15 protein-coding genes, 8 tRNA genes and 1 pseudogene are annotated in these 26,043 nt (G+C 62.1%); 13 read left to right on the top strand and 11 right to left on the bottom strand.

Going from position 1 to position 26,043, the window contains the following annotated elements:
* The first annotated feature begins 206 nt into the window (after positions 1 to 206).
* From ACQUSY_RS00850 to ACQUSY_RS00820, 7 genes are read left to right on the top strand one after another with little or no spacing between them, the layout of a single operon-like run.
* Positions 207 to 1,214, top strand: coding sequence for an AAA family ATPase (locus ACQUSY_RS00850; RefSeq protein WP_428902627.1), 1,008 nt, complete (start codon positions 207 to 209; stop codon positions 1,212 to 1,214).
* Between the two features lie 5 nt (positions 1,215 to 1,219).
* Positions 1,220 to 2,107 (top strand): DUF58 domain-containing protein, encoded by an 888-nt coding sequence (locus tag ACQUSY_RS00845; protein WP_428902626.1) that lies wholly within the window; start codon positions 1,220 to 1,222, stop codon positions 2,105 to 2,107.
* Positions 2,094 to 2,579: a hypothetical protein gene (locus tag ACQUSY_RS00840; RefSeq protein ID WP_428902625.1), complete on the top strand. Its 486-nt coding sequence runs from the start codon at positions 2,094 to 2,096 to the stop codon at positions 2,577 to 2,579. The genes ACQUSY_RS00845 and ACQUSY_RS00840 overlap by 14 nt, the downstream gene beginning before the upstream one ends.
* Positions 2,570 to 3,556, top strand: a complete 987-nt coding sequence (locus ACQUSY_RS00835) for a vWA domain-containing protein (protein WP_428902624.1) — start codon at positions 2,570 to 2,572, stop codon at positions 3,554 to 3,556. Before ACQUSY_RS00840 ends, ACQUSY_RS00835 begins: the two co-directional genes overlap by 10 nt.
* Positions 3,553 to 4,581 (top strand): VWA domain-containing protein, encoded by a 1,029-nt coding sequence (locus ACQUSY_RS00830; protein ID WP_428902623.1) that lies wholly within the window; start codon positions 3,553 to 3,555, stop codon positions 4,579 to 4,581. The genes ACQUSY_RS00835 and ACQUSY_RS00830 overlap by 4 nt, the downstream gene beginning before the upstream one ends.
* Entirely contained in the window at positions 4,578 to 5,408 is an 831-nt protein-coding gene (locus tag ACQUSY_RS00825) for a hypothetical protein (RefSeq protein ID WP_428902622.1), read from the top strand. The genes ACQUSY_RS00830 and ACQUSY_RS00825 overlap by 4 nt, the downstream gene beginning before the upstream one ends.
* Positions 5,402 to 6,499 (top strand): hypothetical protein, encoded by a 1,098-nt coding sequence (locus tag ACQUSY_RS00820; protein ID WP_428902621.1) that lies wholly within the window; start codon positions 5,402 to 5,404, stop codon positions 6,497 to 6,499. Before ACQUSY_RS00825 ends, ACQUSY_RS00820 begins: the two co-directional genes overlap by 7 nt.
* A gap of 43 nt (positions 6,500 to 6,542) precedes the next feature.
* Here the strand turns inward: ACQUSY_RS00820 and ACQUSY_RS00815 are convergent.
* The 4 genes from ACQUSY_RS00815 to ACQUSY_RS00800 all read right to left on the bottom strand — a co-directional run bounded on the left by ACQUSY_RS00815 (position 6,543) and on the right by ACQUSY_RS00800 (position 6,902).
* Positions 6,543 to 6,618, bottom strand: a tRNA-Gly gene (locus ACQUSY_RS00815).
* 1 nt (position 6,619) lies between these two features.
* Positions 6,620 to 6,691: transfer RNA gene (locus ACQUSY_RS00810), tRNA-Val, on the bottom strand.
* A gap of 16 nt (positions 6,692 to 6,707) precedes the next feature.
* Positions 6,708 to 6,781 (bottom strand) — tRNA-Cys (locus tag ACQUSY_RS00805).
* Positions 6,782 to 6,829: 48 nt separating this feature from the next.
* Positions 6,830 to 6,902 (bottom strand) — tRNA-Gly (locus ACQUSY_RS00800).
* Positions 6,903 to 7,050: 148 nt separating this feature from the next.
* On the opposite strand from ACQUSY_RS00800, the pseudogene ACQUSY_RS00795 reads away from it, so the two are divergent.
* The 3 genes and pseudogenes from ACQUSY_RS00795 to ACQUSY_RS00785 all read left to right on the top strand — a co-directional run.
* A pseudogene (locus ACQUSY_RS00795) lies at positions 7,051 to 7,447 on the top strand (oligopeptide:H+ symporter); the annotation flags it as partial.
* Positions 7,445 to 7,669 (top strand): hypothetical protein, encoded by a 225-nt coding sequence (locus ACQUSY_RS00790; protein WP_428902620.1) that lies wholly within the window; start codon positions 7,445 to 7,447, stop codon positions 7,667 to 7,669. The pseudogene ACQUSY_RS00795 and the gene ACQUSY_RS00790, both read left to right, overlap by 3 nt.
* Before the next feature lie 98 nt (positions 7,670 to 7,767).
* Positions 7,768 to 9,006, top strand: a complete 1,239-nt coding sequence (locus ACQUSY_RS00785; protein WP_428902619.1) for an MFS transporter — start codon at positions 7,768 to 7,770, stop codon at positions 9,004 to 9,006.
* A 121-nt stretch (positions 9,007 to 9,127) separates the two neighbouring features.
* Here the strand turns inward: ACQUSY_RS00785 and ACQUSY_RS00780 are convergent.
* The 3 genes from ACQUSY_RS00780 to ACQUSY_RS00770 all read right to left on the bottom strand — a co-directional run bounded on the left by ACQUSY_RS00780 (position 9,128) and on the right by ACQUSY_RS00770 (position 9,418).
* A tRNA-Val gene (locus tag ACQUSY_RS00780) sits at positions 9,128 to 9,199 on the bottom strand.
* Positions 9,200 to 9,223: 24 nt separating this feature from the next.
* A tRNA-Cys gene (locus tag ACQUSY_RS00775) sits at positions 9,224 to 9,294 on the bottom strand.
* A 51-nt stretch (positions 9,295 to 9,345) separates the two neighbouring features.
* Positions 9,346 to 9,418, bottom strand: a tRNA-Gly gene (locus tag ACQUSY_RS00770).
* Positions 9,419 to 9,564: 146 nt separating this feature from the next.
* Here ACQUSY_RS00770 and ACQUSY_RS00765 point away from each other — a divergent pair.
* From ACQUSY_RS00765 to wecB, 3 genes are all read left to right on the top strand, one after another.
* Positions 9,565 to 9,640 (top strand) — tRNA-Val (locus ACQUSY_RS00765).
* A 214-nt stretch (positions 9,641 to 9,854) separates the two neighbouring features.
* Positions 9,855 to 10,139, top strand: coding sequence for a hypothetical protein (locus tag ACQUSY_RS00760; RefSeq protein ID WP_428902618.1), 285 nt, complete (start codon positions 9,855 to 9,857; stop codon positions 10,137 to 10,139).
* Positions 10,102 to 11,247, top strand: a complete 1,146-nt coding sequence (wecB, locus tag ACQUSY_RS00755; protein ID WP_428902617.1) for a non-hydrolyzing UDP-N-acetylglucosamine 2-epimerase — start codon at positions 10,102 to 10,104, stop codon at positions 11,245 to 11,247. Before ACQUSY_RS00760 ends, wecB begins: the two co-directional genes overlap by 38 nt.
* A 54-nt stretch (positions 11,248 to 11,301) precedes the next feature.
* On the opposite strand, the gene ACQUSY_RS00750 is transcribed toward wecB, so the two are convergent.
* From ACQUSY_RS00750 to ACQUSY_RS00735, 4 genes are all read right to left on the bottom strand, one after another.
* A complete protein-coding gene (locus ACQUSY_RS00750) occupies positions 11,302 to 12,717 on the bottom strand; it encodes a trimethylamine monooxygenase (RefSeq protein ID WP_428902616.1) in 1,416 nt (471 codons plus the stop codon).
* A gap of 203 nt (positions 12,718 to 12,920) precedes the next feature.
* Positions 12,921 to 24,029 carry a hypothetical protein gene (locus ACQUSY_RS00745; protein WP_428902615.1) on the bottom strand — a complete coding sequence of 3,703 codons (11,109 nt, stop codon included), beginning with the start codon at positions 24,027 to 24,029 and terminating at the stop codon, positions 12,921 to 12,923.
* Positions 24,030 to 24,341: 312 nt separating this feature from the next.
* Positions 24,342 to 25,295, bottom strand: coding sequence for an EamA family transporter RarD (gene rarD, locus ACQUSY_RS00740; RefSeq protein ID WP_428902733.1), 954 nt, complete (start codon positions 25,293 to 25,295; stop codon positions 24,342 to 24,344).
* 72 nt (positions 25,296 to 25,367) lie between these two features.
* The gene (locus tag ACQUSY_RS00735; protein WP_428902614.1) at positions 25,368 to 26,036 is read right to left on the bottom strand and encodes a type II toxin-antitoxin system PemK/MazF family toxin; all 669 of its coding nucleotides are present in this window, start codon (positions 26,034 to 26,036) and stop codon (positions 25,368 to 25,370) included.
* Positions 26,037 to 26,043: the final 7 nt, after the last annotated feature.

The following is a 26,043-nucleotide window of genomic DNA, read 5'->3' as shown; positions in this document are numbered from 1 at the left end:
GAGTGCAAAGCCGTCGCACGGGAAGGACGGCTGGGTGTTCTCAGTCACAGAGTTCTCCAAATAGGCGATGGATCTAGGTTACCGCTCACCGGCACTCACCCTTTTCACTCTGCACATTCAGGCAATATCGAGCCGGAAATACCACCCACCGCGGGTAGGGTGACTGCGGGGGCTCTTCAGAATTGCCCTCGTAAAGGGGACGGACAATGAACGTTGGGCACGCTGCACCGACTGAGCAAGAGATGGCACAGGCCGCCAAGGTCCTGACGGTGATTTCAGACACCTACTCCGCCAAAATGGTGGGCCAAGAGCGGTTGCGCACCAGTCTGCTCATCGCACTCATCGCCGACGGGCACATTCTGCTCGAGTCCGTCCCGGGCCTCGCGAAGACAACGGCGGCCAGTACGCTCGCCGCAACCGTGCAGGCGCAGTTCAAGCGCATCCAGTGCACGCCCGACCTGCTGCCCAGCGACATTACGGGCAACCAGATTTACGACAACAGCACGGGCTCGTTCCGCACCGTGCTGGGCCCGGTGCACGCCAACTTCGTCTTGCTCGACGAGATCAACCGCTCCTCTGCAAAGACGCAGAGTGCGATGCTCGAGGCCATGCAGGAGCACCAGACGACGATCGGTGGCGAGATTTACCCGCTGCCGGAACCATTCCTGGTGATTGCGACGCAGAACCCGATTGAGCAGGAGGGTACGTATGAGCTGCCCGAAGCGCAGATGGACCGCTTCCTGCTGAAAGAGATTGTCGAATACCCAAGCCCGAACGAAGAGCTCGAAGTGCTCAACCGTATTGACTCTGGTGTCTTGGGCCGTGGTTCCGAGGGCCACGTCGCTCACGTCGTCTCGCTCGACGACGTCAAGATGCTCCAAGATGTTGCGAGCCGCATTTACGTTGACCCGGCCGTACGCAACTACATCGTGTCGCTCGTGTACGTAACCCGTAACCCCGGGCCGTACATCGGCGATGAGAAGGCTCGCTTCTTGAAGTACGGTGCGAGCCCGCGAGCGTCGATTGCTTTCCTGCAGGCGGCTCGCGCTTACGCACTTCTCAGCGGCCGCTCCTACGTGGTTCCGGAAGACGTCCGCTCGCTCCGCCACGTTGTGCTGCGTCACCGCATTCTTCTGACGTTCGAAGCGCAGGCGGAGAACATCCGCAGCGAAGAGATCATTGACGCGATCTTCGCCGCTGTACCGACCCCGTAACGGTCATGCCCAGCCTTATTACGCAGGTGAAGAGCAAGCTCTTCATCACGTCTGCGCGACGATCGATGCACCCGCTCGACGGCGCGTACGCATCGCTCATGCGTGGTCGTGGTTCCGATTTTGAAGACCTGCGGGAGTATCAGGTCGGTGACCAGGTGCGCGATATCGATTGGCGCGCCTCGGCACGCCACAACGAGATTCTCGTCAAGCGCATGCGTGCTGACCGCATGCACACCGTCATGTTTGTCGTCGATACCGGCTCAACCATGGCCGCACTCGCCGAAAACGAGGAGCCCAAGTATGAGCTCGCACTGTTAGCCGCTGGCGCCCTGGGATATCTGACGATTTCGCACGGCGATGACATTGGTCTGGTTTATGGTGACGGCGCCAAGGTGAAGCGCCGCGCGAGCGGTCGTACGGAGTCAGTCCTCGAGGGCACGCTGCGCACGATCCAATCTGAGACGCGCGCGACCACAGCACCGGGCTCGATCAATAAGCTGCTCGCGTACGTCGCTGCCACGATTTCGCGCCGCATGATTCTCGTCGTCATCACCGACGAAGCGCCGATGACCGACCGCACCGATCAACTCATCCGCCGCTTGCGTGTGCAGCACGACATGCTGTGGGTCACCGTAACCGACGCGAACCCGGTACTCGCCGAACAGAGCCAAGCGGCCCGTAGTGACGTTGTGACGGGGTGGGGTGTGCCCGAGTTCGTACACGGTGACAACTCGTTGCGCGCGGCCGTTATCGCCGAAGAAGAGCGCGAAGAGAACGAACGCCGCGCCATGTTTGAGAAGTACGCGATCAGTCATGTAACGATCCGCGATACCGCGAACGCCATTGGCGACATTCTGCGCATGTTGGATCGGAGGGATCGTGCAAGGTCCTGACGAGTTCTATCCCCCGTACCAGTACGGCTGGGGCTGGCTGCTGCTTGCCATCGGTCTCATTGCGCTGGTGCTCATCGCATGGGCGCTCGTGCTGTGGTTCACCCGCATGGAGAAACCGCCGAAGACGACGACGGAACCACAGGCGCCGGTCACAATGGATGTCCTGACCCAGCTGCGGTACGAATACGCCGCACGCATCGATCAAATCGAACGCGATTACACCGCAGGCGCCCTGGCGCCAAAGGCCGCGAACCGCGACCTTAGCGCCACCGTGCGTGCATTCGTCAACGAATACTCGGGCCTCGAAGCACCGGTGTTGTCGCTGTCTGACCTGCAAGAAATCGGTGTGCATCCCGCGTTGATCGACGCCATCCAGCGGCACTATTACCCCAGCATCTTCCGCAAAGACATGGTCATTGACCCCGTCGCGGGTGCTGCGGCAGCACGAGCGGTGGTGTCACAGTGGTACTAGATTTTCCCTTTCTGCTGTGGATTGTCCTCGGCCTCGCCGCCGCGGTAGTCATCGCCGGTATCGTGCTCGGCATCGCACGGTCTCGGCGACACAAAGCCCAAGCCGGTGCCCCACTCGCCCGCGCCGAACGTCTGCGTAATCTCCCGAGCTTCGCGCGTGCCATCAAGCGCCGACGCGTCGCGCTCGCGGCAGCACTCGTGCTGGGCATCGCGGCGATGGGCGTCGGCGGCGTTGCTGCGGCGCGCCCGATGGCGGCGCAGACCATCCAACCAGTGAACACGAGCCGCGACATCATGCTGTGCCTCGATGTCTCTGGCTCGATGGCCGAAGTCGACATGGAGATCCTCGACACGTTCCTCGAACTCGTCGAAGATTTTCAGGGCGAGCGCATCGGTTTGACGATCTTCAACGCGTCACCGGTTCAGGTCTTCCCTCTCACCGACGACTACGAGTTCGTGAAGGAACATTTGAAATCGCTGCGCGATAGCTTTGACAGCTGGGATTCGATGCCGGAGTACTGGGTCGGCACCATGAATGGCGCCGGTTCGTCGCTCATTGGTGACGGCCTCACGGCGTGCGCAATGCGTTTTGACCACGAAGACGAAGATCGTAGCCGCTCAATCATTTTCGCCAGCGATAACGAAGAGTTGGGCGACAGCATCGTGACGCTGCCCGAGGCAGCCGCGTATGCGACATCGAAAGGCGTGCGTATTTTCGCGATCAACCCGGTGGCTGGGGCAAGCACGTTGCTGACCGAGGAAATGCGGGAAGCGGCGGCCTCGACGGGCGGCGAAATGTATGAGCTCCGCGGAACCACGACGGTGGCTGACATCGTCGACAGAGTTCAGGAGGAAGACGCCTCGGCGCTCCAGGGCGATGTGCAGATCGTGTGGACCGATGACCCTAACCTGTGGATCACGGTGCTCGCCGGCTTGTCCGTAGCTTTCCTGCTCGTGCTTTGGCGGGTGAAGCTATGACGTTCCAACCAGTCATCATGCCGATCCTGTTGGTAGTGCTGTTCGCACCGCTGGTGTTCATCGTGGTGCGCGCGCTCATCACCGCGAAATCGGCGCGCCAGCGCGGCCTGTGGAGCACGCGCGCACTGCTCGTTGCGCTGTGCTTCGCCATGCTGTTGCGCCCCGGAATAGCGGGTACCCCAACGCAAACCGTCGCGACCAACACCGACATCTACCTCGTCGTCGACACCACCGCGTCTATCGTCGCGGAAGACTGGGGCGACGGCGAACCGCGCTTGTCGGGCATCCGCGACGACATTGCGGAACTCGTGACAGAGTACGCGGGCGCACGATTCTCATTCATCACGTTCGCGAGTACCGCCGAAGTTCGATTGCCCCTGACAACCGACTCCAGTGCTGTCATGTCGTCGCTCGCTGTGATGCGACCCGAGACCACCAGCGTGAGCCGTGGTTCCGATATCGGAGCAGCTTCCGCCACGCTTGAACGCGTGCTCACCGCGGCGGCAGAGTCAACTGCTGACCGCTCACGAATGGTGTTCTATTTCGGCGATGGTGAGCAAACATCGAGCAGAGACCCGAAGTCGTTTGTCGACTCCGCTGAGCTCGTCGATGGCGGTGCCGTGTTCGGCTACGGAACCACCGAGGGCGGCCCCATGAAGGTCACCAGTGGGTATGCGACCGATTCGCCCGATGATTCCTACATTGAATATGAGGGTGAGATCGCGCTGTCCGTTTTGGATGAAGAGAATCTACAGACGATCGCGGATGATCTCGGCATCGAACTGCAGGTGCGCGACGCTGGCTCGACCGTCCAGTTCCCGGCCGCGCCCCGGTCATCGATGACGTTGGCGAACTCAGAAACAGCGGGCGGCATTTTCGACCTGTCGTGGATTCTTGCGATCGCCGTCTCGCTCATCGTCGCGTGGGAACTGTTGCGCGCCACCATGATGACGACGCAATTGCGTGGTTTGAAGGCCACGTCACGTGCCGAGCAACGTGCTGAGGATGAAGGGAGCCACGTATGACCATCACTGATGACGTGGCCGACGACGCCACGAACGTGGAAGAAACCGCTGCGGCGGCATTGTTGGAACGCAATCGCAGACGCCGTCGCATTCGCAAGTGGATCGGTATCGGTAGCATTCCGGTGCTCCTCGTCGTGATGGCGCTGCTTGTGAAGATTCTGAGCATGTACGCCGCCGCGCATATGTCGATTGCGTCGTTTATTACCGGTGATGGTTCCGGCGCATCGCGTGCCGCCCAGTGGCAGTACCCGGTGAATATCTTTGAGCCGTTCAAAGCCCCGTTCAATAACGCTGTCGGTCTCGCGGCCAATGCGCAGTATGCGCCAGCCCGTGCCGAGTTTGAAAAGGCATTGAGCATGGTGACGGGTCTTGAAGAATGTGCGGTGCGCGTCAACCTGTCGATCACGATTGAGCGCCTCGGTGATCTGAAAGATCAGGCGGGTGACCCCTACGCCGCGAAGAAGCTCTACGACGAGGCACTCCTCAACCTGCTCGATGGGCCGAAAGACTGCGAAGACGAAGAGAAGTCGTCGCAAAACTCGAGCGACCCGAACCGCGACATGAACTCGCAGCGGCAGGAGATGGAGCAGCGCCTGCAGGAAAAGCAGGAGCAACAGCAGCAGAAGCAAGACGGCGACGAGGGCGGCGCGGAGACGAAACCTGAGCCTGGTGAGGGCGATGGCGGCGAAGATGAGAAGCCGGGCCCCGGGCAAGAGCAGCTCGACGAGATTGAAGAGCGCCTCGGTCAGGGCGAACGCGACCGCGACGACATGGGCCGTGAGGGCGATGACGGTTGGGGCAACTACGAAACGGATAAGCCATGGTGATCCCCGGCGAAGCCACCTCTAACCGGTACGTGGCCAACAGCGAAGGTGCTCCCCCGGTGCCACCGCCCGGTGGCTACCGGGGCGCGCAACGCTCGCGTGCACCGCAACTGCCTCCCGGCGCTCCTCAGCCGCCCACTGGTTCCGCTTCCGATGGCAAACCGAAACGCGCGTGGATGGGTCCGGTAGCTCTCGCCGTTGCCGGCGCGTTCGTTGTCGTACTGCTGATCGTGTGGAATGTCGGCGGCAGTCACACGCTGTACGGCTTCAACATGCTCGCCATTCAGCTCGCGGTGCTCGCCGTCGTGCTCGTGGCACTGTTTACGCCGGGCGCGAGGCGCTGGGGCTCGTTGGCGCTCGCGGTTTGCCTCGTCGCGAACGTCGCGACCATCGGCGCGGCCGGAGCACTCACGAGCGCCTACACGGGCAACTACGAGAACCTGAAGACGGACGAGCAGAAGTTCTGGGAGAAATATCCCGGCATCAAAGACGAAGAACCGATCTATTTGATTGGCGCGCCCAGCTACGAAGAGTACAAGGCCGATGCCGACGAGATTCTGTTGAAGGTGCGCGAGCGTCTGACGGCAGACTTCGGGTTTACGTGGACGGAACCAGCTGATGAGATGAAGCGCCCGATTCGTAACGGGTATGGCGGCGAGTCATGGTTCTTCACCTACACGAGTCAGAAGTGGATGACGAACGAAGCGGTACACGGTGTCTCTGACAAGACCGCAGTCGTCAACAGCATCAACAGTGTGGCCGCCGACTTTGGCTACGACGAGCTGTACTCACTGACGCAACCCGGCTACCGCGACGACAAGGTGCTGGAACAGCTCTATGGTTCCGCAGAGCCCACTGAACAGGCCATTTGGGAGTTCTACACCGGCGACTACGATGCCGACTTCACGCTGTACGTGCAGATGGTGGACCTCAGCATGGACAACGCGGACGGCAAGTTTCGCAAAGACCGTGAAGATTGGAACGCGCGCACGGGCGAGCCGCTCGAGGGCGTCATCGTCTACGTCGTTACTGGCCCGACGATCAGCGAAGACGACGAAGTGGCATTCGACGAGCTACTGAGCGACTACGAATAGTCTGCGAACGCGAAAGGGCCCCGACTTCTCGGGGCCTTTTCTGTGGAGCGGATGACGAGACTCGAACTCGCGACCCTAACCTTGGCAAGGTTATGCGCTACCAACTGCGCTACATCCGCGTGGGCGATACTGGGATCGAACCAGTGACCTCTTCCGTGTCAGGGAAGCGCGCTACCGCTGCGCCAATCGCCCGGATTGACTGTGAGTGTGGAGGTGGCGACGGGATTCGAACCCGTGTAAACGGCTTTGCAGGCCGGTGCCTAGCCGCTCGGCCACGCCACCAGATGGAAAGAAAATCCCCGGGATTCCCCGAGGGGACCCTCTCACTCGAGCGGATGACGAGACTCGAACTCGCGACCCTAACCTTGGCAAGGTTATGCGCTACCAACTGCGCTACATCCGCGTGCACCCTCTCGGGCACGGGTCGAGCTTACCCGAAAATTGAACAAGGGGGCGAAACGCGCCATGTCGCGCGTGTCGCACGGCTCGAAATCTATGCAGGAGAATCGTTCCCAGCGAGTGCGGGTTTCCTGGAATGATGCATTCCTCGCATGCCCCCCGCCCCCGCTCCACCCGCCGCCACGAAGACTTTCTTCGGACAACCTCGCGCACTCGCAAACATCTTTGGTGTCGAGATGTGGGAGCGATTCAGCTTCTACGGCATGCAGGGCATCCTCGCGATCTATCTGTACTACTCCGTGGTCGACGGCGGCCTCGGTATGGACCAGCAGGTGGCGCTGGGTAACGTCGGCGCGTACGGCGGTGCCGTGTACCTGTCGACTATCGTCGGCGCGTGGATTGCTGACCGCCTCTTTGGTGCCGAGCGCGTGCTGTTTGGCAGCGCCGCGGTCATCGTCGCGGGCCACCTCGCGCTCGCGCTCATTCCCGGGCTTGCCGGCGTAGCCATCGGTTTGATTCTCGTGGCGCTGGGCTCGGGCGGCCTGAGTGACCACGAAGCTCGCGCCGGCGGCGCTCCACACGCAGATGATCGCGCTGTTCTATCTGTCGATCTCGCTCGGAACGGCTGTTGCGGGCTGGGTCGCGCAGTTCTACGACCCGACCAACGAGGTTCCGTACTTCGCTCTGCTTGGTGCCATCGCCATCGGTATCGGTGTGCTGGTGCTCATCTCGGCGAAGCCCATCCTGAAGCTCATGAAGGGCGTGCGCTAAGCGCCCAGTAGACTGGACAGCGCGACATAACGCTGTTGTGTGCATCTACCTGTCACGCGATGACAAGGCGGCACAAGCCGTCATCGAAGGAATGCACATTGTCTGAAACACCCGCGTCACCCGTGACCGATGCCGAGCCCACCGGGCTCATGCGCCAGGCAGGCATCAGCTACTTTCCGATCGCACTGATCGCCCGATTGCCCTTCGCAATGAACGTCGTCGGCGTGATGACGTTGGTGGTGGCAGCGCGCGAGTCGATTCTCCTGGGTGGCTACACGGCTGCCGCTGTGGGCGTCGGAACCGCGGTGGCCGGCCCGCTGCTGGGTGCGGCTGCGGATCGCTACGGACAGCGGTACGTGATGCTGCTCGCCGGCATCGGCAACGCCTTGGCGCTCCTGCTGATGGCCTGGGTGGCATTTGCCGCGGTGCCCGACGTCTGGGTGCTTGCCGTTGCCGTACTGGTTGGCGCGACGGCACCCCAAGTGGGTCCGTTGTCACGTACCCGGTTGGTTGCGTACATCCGACGCCTACCGCGTGAAAAGCGCGCCAAGACCATTCAAGGAACGCTGGCGTATGAGTCAGCGGTCGACGAGATCGTCTTCATCTTCGGACCAGTACTCGTGGGTGCGCTTGCGACCACACTGAACCCAGCTGCTCCCCTCATCGGAGCTGCGATTCTGACCGTCATTTTCGTGTCGGCCTTCGCTCTGCACCGCTCCGCGAATGTGGCAACTGGCGGCGGCACGGTCAAGGCAGAAGACCAAGCGCCGGTGTCTGAACTCTTCGAAATCCGGGTGCTCATCGTGGTGCTCGGTATGCTGGCCGTCGGCCTATTCTTTGGCTCCGCCCTGACGTCGCTGACGAGCTGGATGGATGAGCGTGGGGCCGCCGAACAGACCGGCCTACTGTACGGCCTCATGGGCGTCACGAGCGCCGTGCTCGCCCTGTCTGTTGCGGTCTTCCCTGCCCGCTTCTCGCTTGCCGCGCGTTGGGTCACGTTCGCCACCGTCATGGTCGCCGGTGCGTACCTCATTGCGACGGCTTCTTCTGATTTCTCCATGATGGTCGCACTTGCCATCACGGGCCTCGGCGTCGGTCCGCTCATCGTGAATGCGTATGGACTCGCCACCGAACGCACGCCACGCGGCCGCTCGGCGACCGTCATGACCATGCTGGGATCTGCCATTGTCGTCGGACAGTCCGCTGGTTCCGCCATCGTCGGCACCATCGCTGATGGTTCCGGTTCTGCAGTCGCGCTATGGGCGCCCCTTGCGAGCGCCGCGTTGATCTTGCTCCTGGGCCTCACCAACGCGCTCCTGCGCCCCGCTCAGCGCTAGCCGCGGATTTCGGCTCGCCCACGCACGCGCAGCGAGCACGGGCGAGCCTCCTCGTCATTGACGACGGACAACGACTCAAAAAAAGAAATCCCCCGGTTCGAGAACCGAGGGATTTCGCCTGTGCGCGATACTGGGATCGAACCAGTGACCTCTTCCGTGTCAGGGAAGCGCGCTACCGCTGCGCCAATCGCGCCCAATGGGCTATTTAGTTTTGTTGAGGTGACAACGGGATTTGAACCCGTGTAAACGGCTTTGCAGGCCGGTGCCTAGCCGCTCGGCCATATCACCGTGTGTGGTTCAACCCACGCGCGATATTCCCCGAAGGGAATCTCACACTCGAGCGGATGACGAGACTCGAACTCGCGACCCTAACCTTGGCAAGGTTATGCGCTACCAACTGCGCTACATCCGCATTTTCGCCCCGGTGTCCCGGCGCTCTATCGAGAATAGCTGACATCATCCCTCATGCAAAACCGAACGCGGCCCGCGCGTGTCTCCGTGTCGATTCGCACAGCACTTCCGGTGTGAGATATGCTCGTTTACCGAACCCCGGTTCTGGGGCGATTGGCGCAGTTGGTAGCGCGCTTCCTTCACACGGAAGAGGTCATCGGTTCGAGTCCGGTATCGCCCACCAGATCAAGCCAATCAGAATTCCAGATCAAGCCCATCAGAATTTCTGATCGGGCTTTTATCTTTCCCGCGCTCCGCCCGAACGGGCACCGAGTGTCACAATCTTGTACCCTTAACGCTTCTGCTACTGAGTAACAACTTTAAACTGGCGTTTTTTGTGAAAAATCCATGATTGGCGTCGATAAGCTCGAGCTCTGCCCCGTACAAAGCGTTCAGTATTGGTTGTTGTTGGCACTCGCCCCGAAGCGATCAAGATGATGCCGGTCATTTTGGCTCTCAAGCAGTCAGCTCACATCGACCCCGTTGTCGTTTCAACGGGCCAGCACACGAAACTCGTCGCCGAAGTTCTCGGCTTTTTCGGCGTCACGCCCGATGTGACGCTCGAGATCCGTGACGATGAGCGCACCCTGAACGGCCTCTTCAGCACTGTCATGCGCGGCCTCTCAAACTTCGTTACTGAGACATATGGCGATAACCCCCCGCTCTGGCGCTGGAGCCTATAACGCGGTCTACCCCGTCGCGACGCTTGTGCACGGCGATACGTCGAGTGCGGCAGCCGCAGCCCTCGCGTCATTCCACCTGCACATTTCTCTCGCACACGTCGAAGCAGGCCTGCGCACGTCAAACACGCTGTCGCCGTTCCCAGAGGAACTCAACCGTCAGCTGATTTCCCGCATCGCGGTTGCCCACTTCGCGCCGACACCGAACAACGCCGAGAACCTGCTGCGTGAGGGCGTTGCCCTGGGCCGCATTCTCATCACGGGCAACACCGCTATCGACGCGCTCCAGCTGGTCGCTGAGCGCAAGATGCCGTACGGCGTTCCTGAGCTCGAAGAGCTCGAGCATGACGCGACGCGCCGCGTCATCGTCGTCACCGCACACCGCCGCGAAAACTGGAGCGGCGGCATTGCCCGTATAGCCGCGGCCATCCGCATTCTTGCTGAGTCGCACGTCGATGACCTCTTCGTCGTCTCACTGCACCCCAACCCTGCGGTCGCCGATGTCTTCCGCGCCGAGCTCGCAGGGCTCGACAACGTCGCCATGGTGCGCCCCCTGCGCTACGGCATTTTTGCGCGCCTTCTCGAGCGCGCATACATCGCGATCACCGACTCCGGCGGCATCCAGGAAGAGGCTCCAGCCCTCGGTACACCCGTCATCGTGGTTCGTGAGACTACCGAGCGCCAGGAGGGTGTGGACGCCGGAACCGTGAAGCTAGTGGGCACAAACACGGCAGATATTGTGGACGCCGCCGCTGAGCTGCTCGACAATGCCGAGGCTCACAATCGCCAAGCCGGTCACACGAACCCGTACGGTGACGGCCATGCCGCTGCGCGCATCGTGGCCGCGTGCGAGTACATCGCCTACCGCGGCGACGCGCCGCAGTCCCTCGTGACCGGGTTTGACCGCAACGTCATCCGGCGTGCGGCCGGCTACTTGGAAGATCCCGCTGATGTGAACAGCGACGAAGAAGTTCATATGGCTCACACGCTCGTCTCGTGGCTTGTGTTTCCCGCGCTCATTCGCAGCCTGTTTCGACATGTCTTGCGCCGCGAGGGCTGGGCGAAGACGGCACGGGAACCACTACGTGCGGAAACAGACGTCGACGACTAACAGAGATGGCCCGTCACCCAACATCGCGGGTGACGGGCCATCGGGTTCTCTGCGTTAGGCGCCGACAAGCTCCTTGACGTCAGAGCTGGGCTCTTCGTCGTCGTTGCTTGCCCCGGCCTCAGCGTCTTCGTCGAGGTACCGTTCGAGCGAATCGTCCAGCTCGTCAATCCACGGCGTGTGGTGTACGACAGCAATGGTTCCGGTCATCACCGACTGGTAGACGCGATCACGGTATCCCATGATGTCTTCCTTCTTGTCGTTCTTCCAGGCCAGGAAGATCTCGACGACGCGGTCGATATCGAAGTGCGGATAGTCGGTCGCATTCAGCAGGTCGCGAATGTACTCCGCCTGGAACCGAATCTCTTCGGTCACGGTCGAGATCTTCTCGAACTCGCCGCGCCACGTCTGGATCGAGGCGTCACGCTCGACCTCAGACGGCAGTTCAATGCGGCCGAGAATCAAGTCACGCGCGAACCACGCCTGCACGTCGAACATGTTGAACGTGAACCACTGGTCTTGCGCGCCGAGGTACATGAGGCGCGGGTTATTCTGCCACACGATGCCCCGGTAGAGACCATCCGGGTACACGTTGTTGGGCGATGACAGCGCAAGGTCGTCCGGCAAGAACGGGTACTTGTGGAGGTACCCGGTGCACATAATGACGGCGTCAACATGCTGAGTGGAACCATCGGCAAAGTGTGCGACGTTGCCGTCGAAGCGCTCGACGACGGGGCGCTCTTCAATACCGTCGGGCCACTCATAACCCATGGGCTGCGAGCGGAAGCTCGCGGTCACGGAAGCGGCACCCATCTTGTATGCCTGGCTGCCGATGTCTTCGGCGGAGTAGCTCGCGCCGATCACGAGGACGTCTTTGCCCTCGAAATACTCAGCGCCGCGGAAGTCGTGCGCGTGGCTGATGTAACCAGGAAACGTCTCAATGCCATCGAAGGTCGGCATGTGCGGGAACGAGAAGTGACCGCTGGCGACAATGACACGGTCATACTCTTCAGTGACGGACTCACCGGTCGGCAAGTGTTCGCTCGTGAGCGTGAAGATTTCGCGCTCGGCATCGTAGTCAACCCAGCGCACCACGGTCTGGAAGCGAATCTGGTCGCGCACGTTCGACTTCTCGAGGCGGCCCGCGATGTAGTCCCACAGCACCGCGCGCGGTGGGTATGACGAAATGGGCTTGCCGAAGTGTTCGTCGAACGAGTAGTCCGCGAACTCCAGTGCTTCCTTCGGGCCGTTTGACCAGAGGTTCCGGTACATGCTGGAATGCACCGGTTCGCCGAACTCGTCGAGTCCGGTGCGCCAGGTGAAATTCCACTGTCCGCCCCAGTCGGACTGTTTTTCAAAGCACACGATATCGGGAACATCTGCACCTGCGCGGGCAGCCGATTCGAAGGCTCGCAGCTGCGCCATACCTGAAGGGCCGGCGCCAATAATCGCTACTCGTTCTTTTTGCGTCACGTATTCAACCTCATAGTTCGTTCTGTATAGGCACAGTCGTTTACTGCGGTTGCGGAGCTTGATGCTCATAATCGGGATCGCTGCGCGATCAACCGAGGCAGGCACGACTGCCCTCTCACGCTATCAGGTGCCTATGTTTTTGGCCTGAGTACGCAGAAAGCTGGGGGTGTGCCCACAAGCACACCCCCAGCTTTATGAACGGATTACGCGTCAGTCGTGCGGCGTCGGCGACCGGTCAGGAGAAGACCACCACCGATGACCACGAGCGGCAGTGCCAGCAGCCCGAGGGCCGAAAGCTCGCCACCCGTAACCGGGATCGTGGTGACCTCGACCGTAGCCGTTGCCTCAGCCGTGGCGCCTTCAGGGTCGATCTCGCTCGTCACCGTCGCGGTGTTCGTGAGAACGCCGCGCGCGGTGTCAGCGACGGCAACCGTCATCGTGATCTGAACGCTCTCGCCAGCAGCGAGCGGTCCGTCGATCACGCAGGTCACGGTCTGACCAGAGGCCTCGCAGACATCGGTACCGTCTGCAGTTTGCGCCGAGACGAACGTGAGTCCGGCGGGCAGCTCGTCAACCAGGGTGATCGGACCGAGGTCTTCGGTCGCCCCCTCGTTGCGGATGACCAGCACGTAGTCAGCAGTGCGTCCGGTGACGAGGGCGCCAATGAGGCTCTTCGTCAGCGTAAGCGCGCTCTGCGGTGCGACCGGGATCGTCACCGACGAGGAGTTGTCCTCCAGCGTCGATTCGTCTTCCGGGGTCGCCGCCGTCACCGAGGCCGTGTTGGTGACCTCGGGGTACGCGCCAGCCTCAACCGCTGCGGTGACCGTTACGACAGGTGCCGTAGCACCCGGCGCGAGTTCACCCAGCAGGCACGACACCGCGTTGTCTTCAGTGATGACGCAGACCCATCCTTCGCCCGTCGCGCTGACGGCCGTGAGGCCCTCCGGCATGACATCGGTGAGCACGACACCCTGAGCGGTCGACGGGCCAGCGTTGGTCACGCTGAGCTCGTACTGCACCCGGCTGCCGACAACACCCGTCTCAACGGACGTCGACTTCACGACCGCGAGGTCGATCAGGCTCGCCGTGGGGCCCGTGGCATCGTCAGTGTTGTTCTCCGGGTTGGGGTCCGGCGTGGTCGACGAGACCGTTGCCGTGTTTACAACGTCACCCAGCACGTCTGCGGCAACCGCCACCTGCATGGTGAGCGTTGCGCTCTCCCCCGCAGCCAATGGTTCCGCGAGCGTGCACGTCACGACGCCAGCAGCGTCAACGCACTCCGCAACGTCGGTCTCATCGATGCCGATGAACGTGAGCCCGGCGGGCATCGTGTCGACGACAACCACGTCGGTCGCGATGGACGGGCCCGCGTTGTGAACCTGCAGCGTGTAGGTCGCGTTTTCACCGGCAACGATGTTCGTCGCGAGCTCCTTCACGATCGACAGGTCTGCCGAGCGGTCGATCGGGGTGATCACCGTCGACGTGTCGGGCTCGTTCTCCTCCGGCTGCGGCGTGAGATCCGGCACGACAGTTGCCGTGTTCGAAAGCTCGCCCTCAGCGTCGGTCGTGAGCGTTCCCGTCATCGTGATGACCGGGGCCGCGCCAACCGGGAGATCCTCGGTGCGTGCGCACTCGAGCTCACCGTCGGTGACCTCACAAGTCCAGCCGTCACCCGACGCCGTCACGTTCGTGACGCCCGCAGGCAGCACGTCGGTGACAACGATCGGGTTCTCGACCGTGGCATCGGAGTTCGACGGACCGAGGTTCGTCACCGCGATCGTCCATGTCACCGTCGTGCCAGCCGTGAAGCTCTCACTCTCGGTCGACTTGACGATCGTCAGGTCAGCAACCTCGTCAACGATCACCGTGTCGGTGCTCTCGTCAGGGTGCTCCTGCTCCTCCGGCTGCGGCGTCAGCGACTCCGTCACCGTTGCGGTGTTCGACAACTCGCCCGACACCGCCTGATCAATCAGAACCGGCATCGTAATGACAACCGACTCACCGGCCGCAATCGTGGACGTGACAGCGCACTCCACAACCTGCGGTGCCGCGTCATCCGGAACCACACACGTCGTCGCCGACGCATCCGCCGGTGCAAAGCTCACACCAGCAGGCAGCTCATCACGAATGATGATCGGCGAAGCCTCATCAGCACGCGAATCCGACGGACCGTGGTTCGTGACTGTGAACGTCCACTCGAACGCCGAGCCAGCAACAGCCGTACCCGTGTGTGTCTTCTCGATACCGAGGTCAGCCTCCGGCACCACAGTGACGGTGGCGTCATCCTCGACCGGGCCAGGAGCCGACGGCGACGTGACCTGCGCGACGTTCACGTGTGAGATGTCACCGATGTCGCTCGGCGACGTCGAAGCCACGATCCGCAGCACCGGCGCGTCACCGATCGGCAGCAGCACGCTGTCGCCGACGTCATCGGTGAGAACACACGTCACGAGTTGGTTGACGGCGTCACACGCCCACTGTGCACCGGAGTCATCGACGGTCTCCGCAGAGACAAACGTCAGACCGGCAGGCAGCGTGTCTGTGAGCACGACATCGGTCTCGGCCGAGTTCGGGCCATGGTTAGTGACCTCGACCAGGAACGAAGCGTTGGTACCAGCCGCAACAACCGCGCTTTCAGCAGTCTTGACAATCGTCAGGTTGCTCAGCGGTGCCACCGGGATGGTTTCGGTCGACGTGTTGTCGCCGAGCGTCGACGGGTCTTCCGGCGTGGCCGATTCGACCGTCGCCGTGTTGCTGACTTCGGGGTAAGCCTCAGCCTCGATACGGACAGTAACCGTCACCGGGGCGGCAGTCTCACCGGGCGCCAACTCGCCGAGGAGGCACGAAACCTCGTTCGCGGCGGTGATGACACACGACCAGTCGTCTCCGACCGCCGACAGCCCGGTCAGGCTCTCAGGCAGGGGGTCAGTGATGACGACACCGCGCGCCACCGAAGGGCCAGCGTTCGCGACGCTCAACGTGTACTGAAGTTCGGAACCAATGGCACCGATTTCGGTCTCCGTCGTCTTCGTGATCGACAGGTCGACAACGCTCGCCGTCGTGCCGGTGTGCTCGTCTTCGTTGTTTCCGGGCTCCGGGTCAGGCGTTGACGTTGCCACCTCCACGACGTTCGTCACGTCATCCAAGACGCCAGCGTCAACTGCCACGTGCAGCGTGAGCGTTTCAGACGCACCCGCCACCAGTGGTTCCACCAACGTACAGGTCACAACACCCGAAGCATCGGCACACGTAGCCACGTCGGTCTCGTCAATCGAGACGAATGTGAGTCCGTCAGGCAGTGTGTCGACGACGACTACGTCAGTAGCGTCCGACGGACCCGCGTTGTGCACGAGTAGCGTGTACGCCGCGTTCTTGCCCGCGATGATGCCAGTCTTCAGATCCTTCACGACCGAGACATCCGCCGACAACACGATTGGCGTGGTCGACGTCGAGGAGTCGGGTTCACCACCATCAGGCTGAGGCGTGAGGTCGGGTGTGACCACTGCGGTGTTCTCGACCACACCCGTCGCACTCGATTCGAGCATGCCGTTGACCGTGATCACGGGCGCAGCACCCACCGGGAGGTCAGTGGTGCGCACGCACTCGAGCACTCCGTCTGCAACAGCACACGTCCACCCGTCGCCCGTAGCCTCGACGTCGGTGACGCCTGAAGGAATCGCGTCAGTGATCCGGATTGGGTTTTCTGGCGTCGCGTCAGAGTTCGACGGACCGCGGTTCGTCACCGCGATGGTCCAAGAAACCGCCGTGCCTGCCAGGAATTCAGAGGCCGAAGCGGTCTTTACGACCGTGAGGTCAGCGACCTCGGTGATCGTCACCGTGTCGGTGTCTTCGTCCGGGTAGGTCTCGTCCTCGGGCTGCGGAGTCAGCGATTCTGTCACCGTTGCCGTGTTCGTGAGGTCACCCTTCGCGGTCTCTGCGATCATCACAGGGATCTTGATGACCACCGACTCACCGGCGGGGATCGTCGACGGGATGGCGCACTGGACCGATTGCGGGGCCGCGGGCTCCGGAACCACGCAGGTTGTGGTCGACGGGTCAGTAGGCGCGAAAGACACTCCCGCGGGCAGCTGGTCGGCGACCATAATCGGAGCCTCCGCGGTTGCCAACGAGTCAGACGGGCCGTGGTTCGTCACGGTCAGCGTCCACTCGAACGGCAGACCTGCCGTCGCGGTAGCGAGCGGATCGTGCGACTTCTCGATGCCGAGATCAGCCTTCGTCGTCACAACGACATCAGCAGTGTCACGCACGGGTGTCGTGGTCGAGCCCGAAGTTGCGTCCGCAACGTTCGTGAACCGCGTGCCTTCAACCTCGCTTGGCGATGTCGAGGCGACGATGCGAAGTACCGGCGCCGCACCAACAGGCAAGAACACTTCGGCGCCTTCCCCGTCGGTCAAGACGCACGAGATCAACTGATCTGCGACAGCGCACTGCCACTCGTCTCCGCCTCCGCCAGTCTCTACCGCTACGAGTGTCAAACCATCAGGCAAAGTGTCCGAAATCGTGACGGGCACTGCTGCCGCACTGGGGCCTTCGTTAGTGACCGCAATCTGGAACGCGGCCGTGTCACCGGCGGCGACCAACTCACGCTCTGCGGTCTTCTCGATGCTCAGAACACTGTTCGTCGTCACCGTAATGGTGTCCGTCGAGGTGTTGTTACTCGGAACCGGATCGACAGTCGTGGTGTTCACGGTAGCCGTGTTGGAAAGCACATCACCGCTCGAGAGCACCTGCCAGACGAACGTCTCGACGACGAAGGCCTTGGATTCGCCCGGTGCGAGGGCGCCGAGCGCGCATTCGAGCGTGCCCGGCATCTGGTGACACATGCCACCGTCCGGCGTCTCTAGGCCTGTGTAGTACAGGCCAGCAGGCAGCGCGTCGGTCAGCGTTACGTTCTGTGCGTCCGACGGACCATTGTTCGTAACGACGATGTCCCACTTGACCTTGGCGCCGGCGTCAACGGTGTCAGCTCGTGCAACCTTGCTGACCGAAATGTCAGCACGGGGCGTGACATCTACCGGGACGTTGTCCTCGTCGTTGTCCGGATTGGGATCTGTCGTCGTGCCGTCGACCACCGCAGTGTTGTCCAGCATTGTCGCGGTGACGTTTGCGGCGAGCTTCACCGGGATAGTGATGACCCATTCGTTGTCTGCCGCCAGCACCTCAGTGCGCTCGCATGTGAGCGTGATGCGATCGCCGTCCGTCGCCGGGGTACATCCCTGCGGTGCTACACCATCCAACGTCATGCCGCCGGGCAGCCGATCTGTGACGGTGATCGGCGCCTGCGAATCAGACGGACCCTTGTTCGTGACAGTCAGGGTGTAGGTGGTGCCAGCGCCACCGGGAATCACCGACGCCGCCTGCACCGTCTTCACGATTTCAAGGTCAGCACTTGCGGACGAACCCGTCGTCGTGCTTGACGTGTCTTGGTCGGGCTCATGCGTGGACGACACCGTCGCCGTGTTCGTCAATTCGCCTTGGAAAGCCGAGTCGACGGCAATGCGGTACGTCAACGTGAGGGTGCCACCGGGCGCAAGCTCACCGTCGTAGACGAACGTCTTGGGATCGGTTCCGAGTGACCAACCGTTGGCCGACAGGAGCTCCTGCAAGGTTGCACCTGCCGGTAGAACGTCGGTCACCCAAATTTCACGGGCGGTCGACGGTCCACGGTTGCCGATGACGAGCTGGTAATCGACGGTCTCACCCGGCACAACGTTTGCGGGCGGCTTGGGATCGAGGATGGACTTTGAAATCGTCAAGTCCTCATCAATCGCAACGGGCGTGGTCGTCGTCGAGGAATCGTTCGAGTCGTCCGGGTCGTTGGTGACGCCCGGTGTAACCTTCGCCTCGTTAACGACATTGGTCCCGGCAGTCACGTTCGGAGCCACCTTGCCAGCGAGGTTGATCGTGATCGTCTCGTTGAGAGCCATGTCGTGCGTAACGAGGCAGGTCAGCGTGCCATCAGTGATGGAACAGTCCGCACCAGTGGGTAGGCCAACGAGAGTGACGTCTTTCACCTGTGCGGGGAGCGGGTCGGTCAGCGTAATGGGGTCCGCAACCGAGCCACGCGACACCGAAGGGCCGCGGTTCGTCAACGTGATGCTCCACGCAATGTCTTCACCGGCCATCACGGGGGCGACAGCTGGTGCCGTGACCCGCTTGGTGACGGCAAGGTCAGCAAGAGCCTCAATGATGCCGGTACCCGTCGACGTGTTGTTGTCGGGGGTGGGGTCATCAGTCGTTCCTGACACCGTTGCTGTGTTCGGGAACTCGGTGCCGGCGGCCACGTCAGCGGCGATCGTTGCCGTAACCGTAATCGGAGGCAACGCAGCCCCTGCAGCGAGCTGCTCGGCAGCGGGGCGGCTGCACTGTAGCGGAGCAAGCGTGCATGCCCAGCCTTCGCCGGAGATGGTCGCAATCTGAACGCCTGTTACCGGCTCGAACACGTCGGATACCGAGACACCGACGGCGGGGTCTGTACCGTTGTTCTTGACAGTGAGGGTCCACGATCCAGTGCCACCAGCGACGAAGTCGTCGTTGGGCTCCTTAGTAATCTGCAGATCAGCACTATTGATAACGGCAGTGGCCGTGACCGGCGGTCCCTGGTACTTACCGGTGCCGCCATCATACGAAGTGCCGCCGGAGCGGTCTTCGACCTCGGTAATCGTCACCGTGTTCGTGTGCTTCTTCGTGCTGCCAATCTCGGCGCTCGGGCCAGGGATCGCGACATAAGTGATAGCAACGGACTCGTTCGCGCCGAGTGCGATGTCGCCGCCCACGTTGTTCCACGTCAGCTTCTGTCCTGCGATCGTCGGCGGTGCCGCAATGCCCGCGCCACCCCGAACGGAGAGGACAGCGGAATCGGCCTTGTAGGACCATCCAGCAGGCAGCACGTCATCAATCGACACGTGCTGCGCGATGTCAGCGCCCGGTGCGTTCGTCAGCACAACACGGAACGTCACTTCCTGACCCCGAACAACGGGGTTCAGCGTCACTTGCGACTTCGCAGCGGAAACGTACGGGAACTTAGGCGTGACCGTCTCCGTAGCCGGCGCCGTTGGGCCGTACTTCGAACCCGCACCACCATCGAGGGAGTTCCACTCGGTGATGCGTACGCTGTTCGTCAGAGTGCCGGGTTTCAGCTGTGCCGCGGCATCGAGCCGGGCACTGTACGTCAAGTGCACACTCGCGCCCGGCGTGATGCTGTCGACAGTCCAGGTCAGCGTGCGCGCGGTCGCATTCCATATGCCGCCGCCAGCGACAGTGCCGCCGTTGGCGACAGGGGTGCCGGAACCATCAAGAATGACGATGCCAGCGGGAACCGTGTCGAGGATGAAGGCATCGTAAGCCGTCTCCTGCGAGGAGTTTGTCGCCGTCACGCTGTACGTCGCGCGGTCAGTCTGCCCCAGAACGTCGTCAGTAACAGACTTCGCAATCGCGAGCTGCGGGTGACGCACGGTCGTCGTCGCGGCGTCATTCCGCGACGAATCGAACGGCGAGGTCGACGACGTCGGCGGGGTACGCTCCTCCGAATTCCAGCGGAGCTGAGCAGTGTTGACCCGGTTGCCTGCCGCCGGAATTGGTGAGGTCTGGAGCTTGGCCTTGACCGTGAACGTCATGACGCGGTCGACCGGCGCTGCGGCGATCGTGCCAAGCGACATAGCCAGCACATTCGCGGGCGACGTCAGCCGGTCGTTCGTCGATACGCACGCGGTCGTCCACGCGGCATCGCACGAGACGGAAACCACGGCATCGCTCGCGCTACCGAACCCAACAGGGAACGTGTCGGTCACAACAGCGTTGTACAAAACCACGTTCTTCGGAACGGTGACCTGAATCGTCCAGGTCGCCGTCTCACCCGGAACCATGGTCAAATCCACAACATCCTTGACGATCCTGGGTTCGGTGGTGCGCACGGTTGCCGTGGCCGACTTCGTGTACGTGTCACGCGAGGTGCCATCGGCCAGCGGGTGCGACTTCGCCGTCACCGTTGCCGTGTTGAGGTACGCAGTGTCAGCCGCAACACCGGCCGGGATCACGACGGTGTACTGAGCGGTCTGTGCCGCAGTGGTGAGGGCGTTCGGGGGCGTCCACGTCATCTTGTGGGTGCCGATGGCGCAACCATTGGTTCCGTCACCAGGCACCGGGCCCGCGACATTACCGGCGGTCAACCATGTCGGCGACTGCAACGCACCGGGCACACAGTCAACGACAACCGGGCTGTGCGCGGGCGGACGATTAGCGGTATTTGCCGCGGTGAGCGTGTACGTCACCGTGTCGCCACCAGCGGCCGTCGCTTTGTCGGCACGCTTAAGGATCGTAGGTGCCGGCTCAACGACCGTTACGGTTCTGGTTTGCTCACCACGAGCAATCCGTGTCTCCGACGCCGCGGTTGCCGTGGAGTGGAACCGCGCCGTGTTGTTGATGTTCGCGTTGTGGCGGTTTGCGTTGATGTCGGTGACTCGCGCTTCGACAAGCACCGTAAAGACGGCGGGGTCCGCCGACTCATTCGTCCACGTCACCGGGAATGCTAGGGCCCCCGTGTTCGAACACAGCGTGAAGCGGTCGTCATCCTTCGTGCAGGACGCAGAAGGCACGGCAACGAAGCCGGGCACATTCTGGGCCGACGCGGTCGCCGAAAGAATCGTCATCTGCGACGGCTGCGCGAAGGTGTCGGACAGGATGCCACGGAAGACGCTCGTCTTGCCGGGAACCGTCACCGAATACTGGTACGTAACCGTTTCGCCAATCGTGGCCTGGCCGGTCAGGTTATTGCCGCTTTCATCGCGGCTCGTCTTAACCACGGTCTTCGCGACGCCAACACCCGGCAGGGTTACCCGGGCAGTGTCCGCAGCTTGAGGTGCATTTTTGTCTTCGTTCGGGTAAGCACTGACCGGGTTCTCCGGGTAGAAGGTCACGGAACCATCGGTTGTGCCGTCGGTCGTCGGGACTTCGTAGCGCGTGACCGCAGCCTGGTTTTGGTGCGTTGATCCGATAGACGACGGCGTCGGAACCGTCACCGTGTACGCCAAGGTGAGGGTCTCCCCTGCAGTGAACAGCTGGTTAGGGCCCAGGCTCGCACCACTCAGCGTCCAGGTGATTCGTCCGTCGGCGCACGTTGCATTGGCCGGAAGGATGAGGTCGTCACACGCGAAGGCGGTCGGGAGTACGTCCCACACCTCAACTTCGTTGACCGCGGTGGTGTCGTTGTTGGTGATCGCGAGCGTGTAGTTGAGCTGTTGTCCCTCGACCACGGGCGTCAACGCCTCCTGGCCATTGACCTTCTTGTCGAGCGCAAGCGGGGGCGGCGGAGCCAGCGATATGTCGACGTCGTCGCGGGCGGCGATGGTATTGCCCGCACCGTCGGTGTAACGAAGCTTTGCGAGGTTGCCGGTCAGGTCAACGTCACCGTCGGTGGGGACGGACGTAACTCTCATCAGAACGTCGAGCACCAGGACGCTGCCCAGTGGCGTGAAGAACGGGCCCGTCGTGTCACCAGGGGCACGAGCACCCGTGATCCACGCGTCCCGGTTAGGAATCGGGGTCACATTCGCGACGTTGTTTCCGGGGCCGACGGCCCACGAAACCATTTCTGCACCATCGGGGAGGAAGTCCGTAATGACCGCGTTTCGCGTTGCGACACTGGTCGGGTAGTCGACCTTGATTCGGAAGCACACCAGATCACCGAGCTGCAGGAGCGGTCCGTTTTCGCCCACGAATTCGCCGGGAGGAGCGACCGCGCAACTTGCGCTCGCGCCGTCGACAGACTCGATCTGCTGACGGTCGGGGTTTGACCATACCGTCTTGGTGATACCCGCACCGCTCGTCGCGAGAGATGCCGACGAACCATTCTCCACATCGCGCGAGTCCTGGTCGACGGTGTTGCCGGTAGCGGGGTCAGTGACGCCCGTCAGCTCCACCGTGTTCGGGAACGTGTCGCCAGCCGAGGTGCTGAAACCGTTCGAGTAGCGGTCACGCATGAACGCCTGGTAGGTCACCACAACGTCTTCATCCGCGGCCAAGTCGGCCACAGCAAACGTGATTGTGAACGTACCATCACCGTTGTCGACGGCGCTCGTCATGGTTCCGCCCGTGACAACGCCCACCGTCTCGCGGCAGTCGGGCGGCAGGGTCCCGGAAACCCCTGCAGGCAGGAGCGGGCAGAGCCCGTCGGGCAGACGGTCGACCAGCACGATCTCAGACGAGTCAACGTACTCGCTCGAACGCACGCTCAGCGAGTAGGTAGCGATACCACCGACAACGAACTCGTTGACATTCACGCTCTTCACCACACCGGTGTCGAGCACGGTGACCGTTTCGGAGTCAGTAACCGTCACTTCCCTGGGCGTTTCACCGGCCACGGCGCCGGAGTAGACACCGGTTGTGGTCGCGGTGTTCTTGACGGCATCACCCGCGGTAGCGGGGCGGGTCGGGGCGCCATTCGCAACGCCACCGGGCGCGGTGATCTGGTTCAGGCCAATAAACGCGGTGTAGTTGAGCGTAACGATCTCGCCCGCGCCCACACGTCCCAGATTCCACGTGAGTTCGGTGAAGACTTCGCCGTCGACTTCGACGATGCGCGAGGTGCACGGGAAATCGTCCGAGGCGCACTCAACGAGCTGGAAGTCGGCGGGCAGAAGGTCAACGACGAAGACATCGTCGGTGCCCGCAGCGGTAGCGGCGGTAACTGTCAGTTCGTACTCCGCAGCATTCGCGGGGCCACGATAGACCTCAAGCTCCGGGTCTTTCTCGCTCTTCTTGAGCTCAATCGGCAATACCGAAGCGGTGGTCTCGTGCGAGCCACCGGCATCAGCGCGGCTCACGACGGGCTGGCCGTTGGCATCAATCGTGACCCGCGGCACTCGACGCTCATCGGAGTTGGCGTACACGCCGCCGCCGATCTCGATCGTCGATCCGACCGGGTAGAGATGCTTGAAGGGCGTGACCGTGAAATCAATGTCGATACTCGACCCCGTCGGCAGGTCGGCCACGTTCGGCCACACCAATACCTGAGCCTTCTGGTCGGGGAAGGCGGGATCCGGAATCCACTCCAGAATCTGCGGAGCGCCCGCATCCGCCGGGCTCGTGGAGCCCGCGTCGTACGTCACGCCGTGCGGAAGCATCACAACGACACTGCCGTTGTATAGGTCAGGCGTGGCATTGGCGTTCTTGCCCGAGACCGAGACCGAACTCTTCCCACCAGCAAGAACGTCTGTCGCCGAGACCGTCGTCTCGATCGCGTTAGCGAAGCCGCCCGCTGGCGGCGTCGGAACCGCGGCTTGGGCGGGTTGCACCGCCAAAAGGCTTGCAATAAGAACGAAGATCGCGGTGATGGCTGGCGTTCGCCTCAACCCGAATGACTTCGTTCGCTTTTTTGACTTGGACGGTTTTGGAGGCAAACCGGCAACAGACATTCATAAACTTCCACACGGAGCGCAGATCGTGCGCGTTGGGCGAGCAAAATCTGCAGACAAAATTGACCTTATTCTGATTGAACACGCACAATGCACACCGGTCAAACTATGACCGCCATGTTTAATGCACCGACAGCAGCAATTTTATGCGATCGCGACTGCCGTGCCTGGCAACTTTCTACACAGTCAACCCTACTTCGCGTTGAGTTCGGCTGCCGTGGGCAACACGATCGGTACCGTGCCAGTCGTTGTCAGCACCGCTTGGCCGCTGATCGTGACAGGCTCACCGCGTTTGGCTCGCGCTCCCCCAACAATGAGAAACACCAGCGCAACCAGAATCGGGCCGTACACAAAAATATCTGTCAGGCCCAGGGCATAGCCGAGAGCAACTGCGGCCGCCAGTAGAAGCACCGGCTCCAGGTAGCTGAGAAGCCCGAATAGTCCGAGCGGTAGCCACGTCGAGGCCAGAATGTACAGCGTCATCGCGATACCGCTCAGCCCCACGACGACGAGAAGCGTGGGTGTTGATGCCGGTGCCGCCCCCGTGACGAAAGCACCGGTTCCGATGAAGAACGCTGCGGGAATCAGCAGCAATAAGGCTTCCATGAGAAAGACGTGCTTCGTGTCCATGTCAAACCAACGACGCAGCGCGAAGTACACCGGGTAGAGCCCCGCGATCAGCAGCACCGGCCAGCCCACCGAGCGCGTCAACACCAGCTGCGCCAGCACGCCGACCGCAGCCGCAATAACCGCGGCGCGCTGCCACGGCGACATGGCGTCGCGAAACAGCACGCGTCCGACGAGCACCATGACGAGTGGCAGCAGAAAGTACCCCATCGCGACATCTTGGGTGTGCCCGTTGGCGCTCCCCCACATAAAGACCCAGAGTTGGAACCACATGATCATGGTGCAGACCAGCAAGACAAGGATGCGGGTCGCGCTGGTCACGATGCGTTTCGCGTCGGCGACAAACTCGCGGCGCTGGCTACGCGGGATATGCACCGCCGCCAACGCCAGCACGATAAAGACAACGCGCCAAGCCGTCACTTCTTCTGACGTGAAGCCATCGAGGCGTGCGCCGAGGAGAGCAATCGCGCCAAACAGAATCGATGCGATAACGGATACAACAACGCCGCGTACGGGGATCGCGACGGCAGGGCGAGGATTGATTTCAGGCTCCGATCAACAACCTATCTAGCCTACCCGCCGTGCGTGAAGCTACTTACCGGCGACCGCCCAGCCGTAGCGACGCACGAGGGCGTCTGCGACCACGGCAAACCGCTTGAGATCGAGGGCCGCGGCTTCGCGTCGCATCCCGTCGTGATGCACGCTGTAGACCTGGTCGATGTCGACCCAGCTCGGCCGCCCCTGCGGATCCCAGGCCCCCGAACCAATCGAGAGGTAGTCGCGGTCACCATCGTGCGACTTGCTGGTAAGGCGCACGGCGTACACCCGGTCACGGTTCTGACGGCCGATGATCAGCACGGGTCGATCCTTGCCGCGGCCGTCCTTCTCTTCGTAGGGCACCCACGTCCAGATGATCTCGCCAGCATCCGGGTCATTGTCGGTCGACGGGTCGTAGCTGATCGTCAGCTTGCCCTTCGCAGGCGGCGCGATTTCGATCGTGCGGGTGCCCCCCAGCTGCCCAACACTGATGTCGTCGCCACCACGCGATGGTGACTTGCTTCCGGCAGCCGACGACGTGGTTCCGCCCGACGGCTTCTTCGGTTTCTTGTGCGGCTGCGGCTTGAGCTTGGCGCTACCCGCACCGCCCTGAGGTCGTGACGTGCCGCCAGCCGATCCACTGGTTCCGCTCGACTTCGACGACGTCAGCAGTCGAAGGAGCATTTCGATGAGTTGTCGGATCCAGCCGGTGTTATTCGCCACCTGGCTA

Source organism: Microbacterium daqui (assembly GCF_050408675.1).
Classification (GTDB): Bacteria; Actinomycetota; Actinomycetes; order Actinomycetales; family Microbacteriaceae; genus Microbacterium.
Note: the sequence above shows the minus strand (reverse complement) of the source record. Positions and strands in the feature narration are given on the sequence as shown.

Coding starts and splice junctions, on each gene's coding strand:
- ACQUSY_RS00850 (WP_428902627.1), top strand. CDS start 207: ATGAACGTTGGGCACGCTGCACCGACTGAGCAAGAGATGGCACAGGCC.
- ACQUSY_RS00845 (WP_428902626.1), top strand. CDS start 1,220: ATGCCCAGCCTTATTACGCAGGTGAAGAGCAAGCTCTTCATCACGTCT.
- ACQUSY_RS00830 (WP_428902623.1), top strand. CDS start 3,553: ATGACGTTCCAACCAGTCATCATGCCGATCCTGTTGGTAGTGCTGTTC.
- ACQUSY_RS00825 (WP_428902622.1), top strand. CDS start 4,578: ATGACCATCACTGATGACGTGGCCGACGACGCCACGAACGTGGAAGAA.
- ACQUSY_RS00820 (WP_428902621.1), top strand. CDS start 5,402: ATGGTGATCCCCGGCGAAGCCACCTCTAACCGGTACGTGGCCAACAGC.
- wecB (WP_428902617.1), top strand. CDS start 10,102: ATGGCGATAACCCCCCGCTCTGGCGCTGGAGCCTATAACGCGGTCTAC.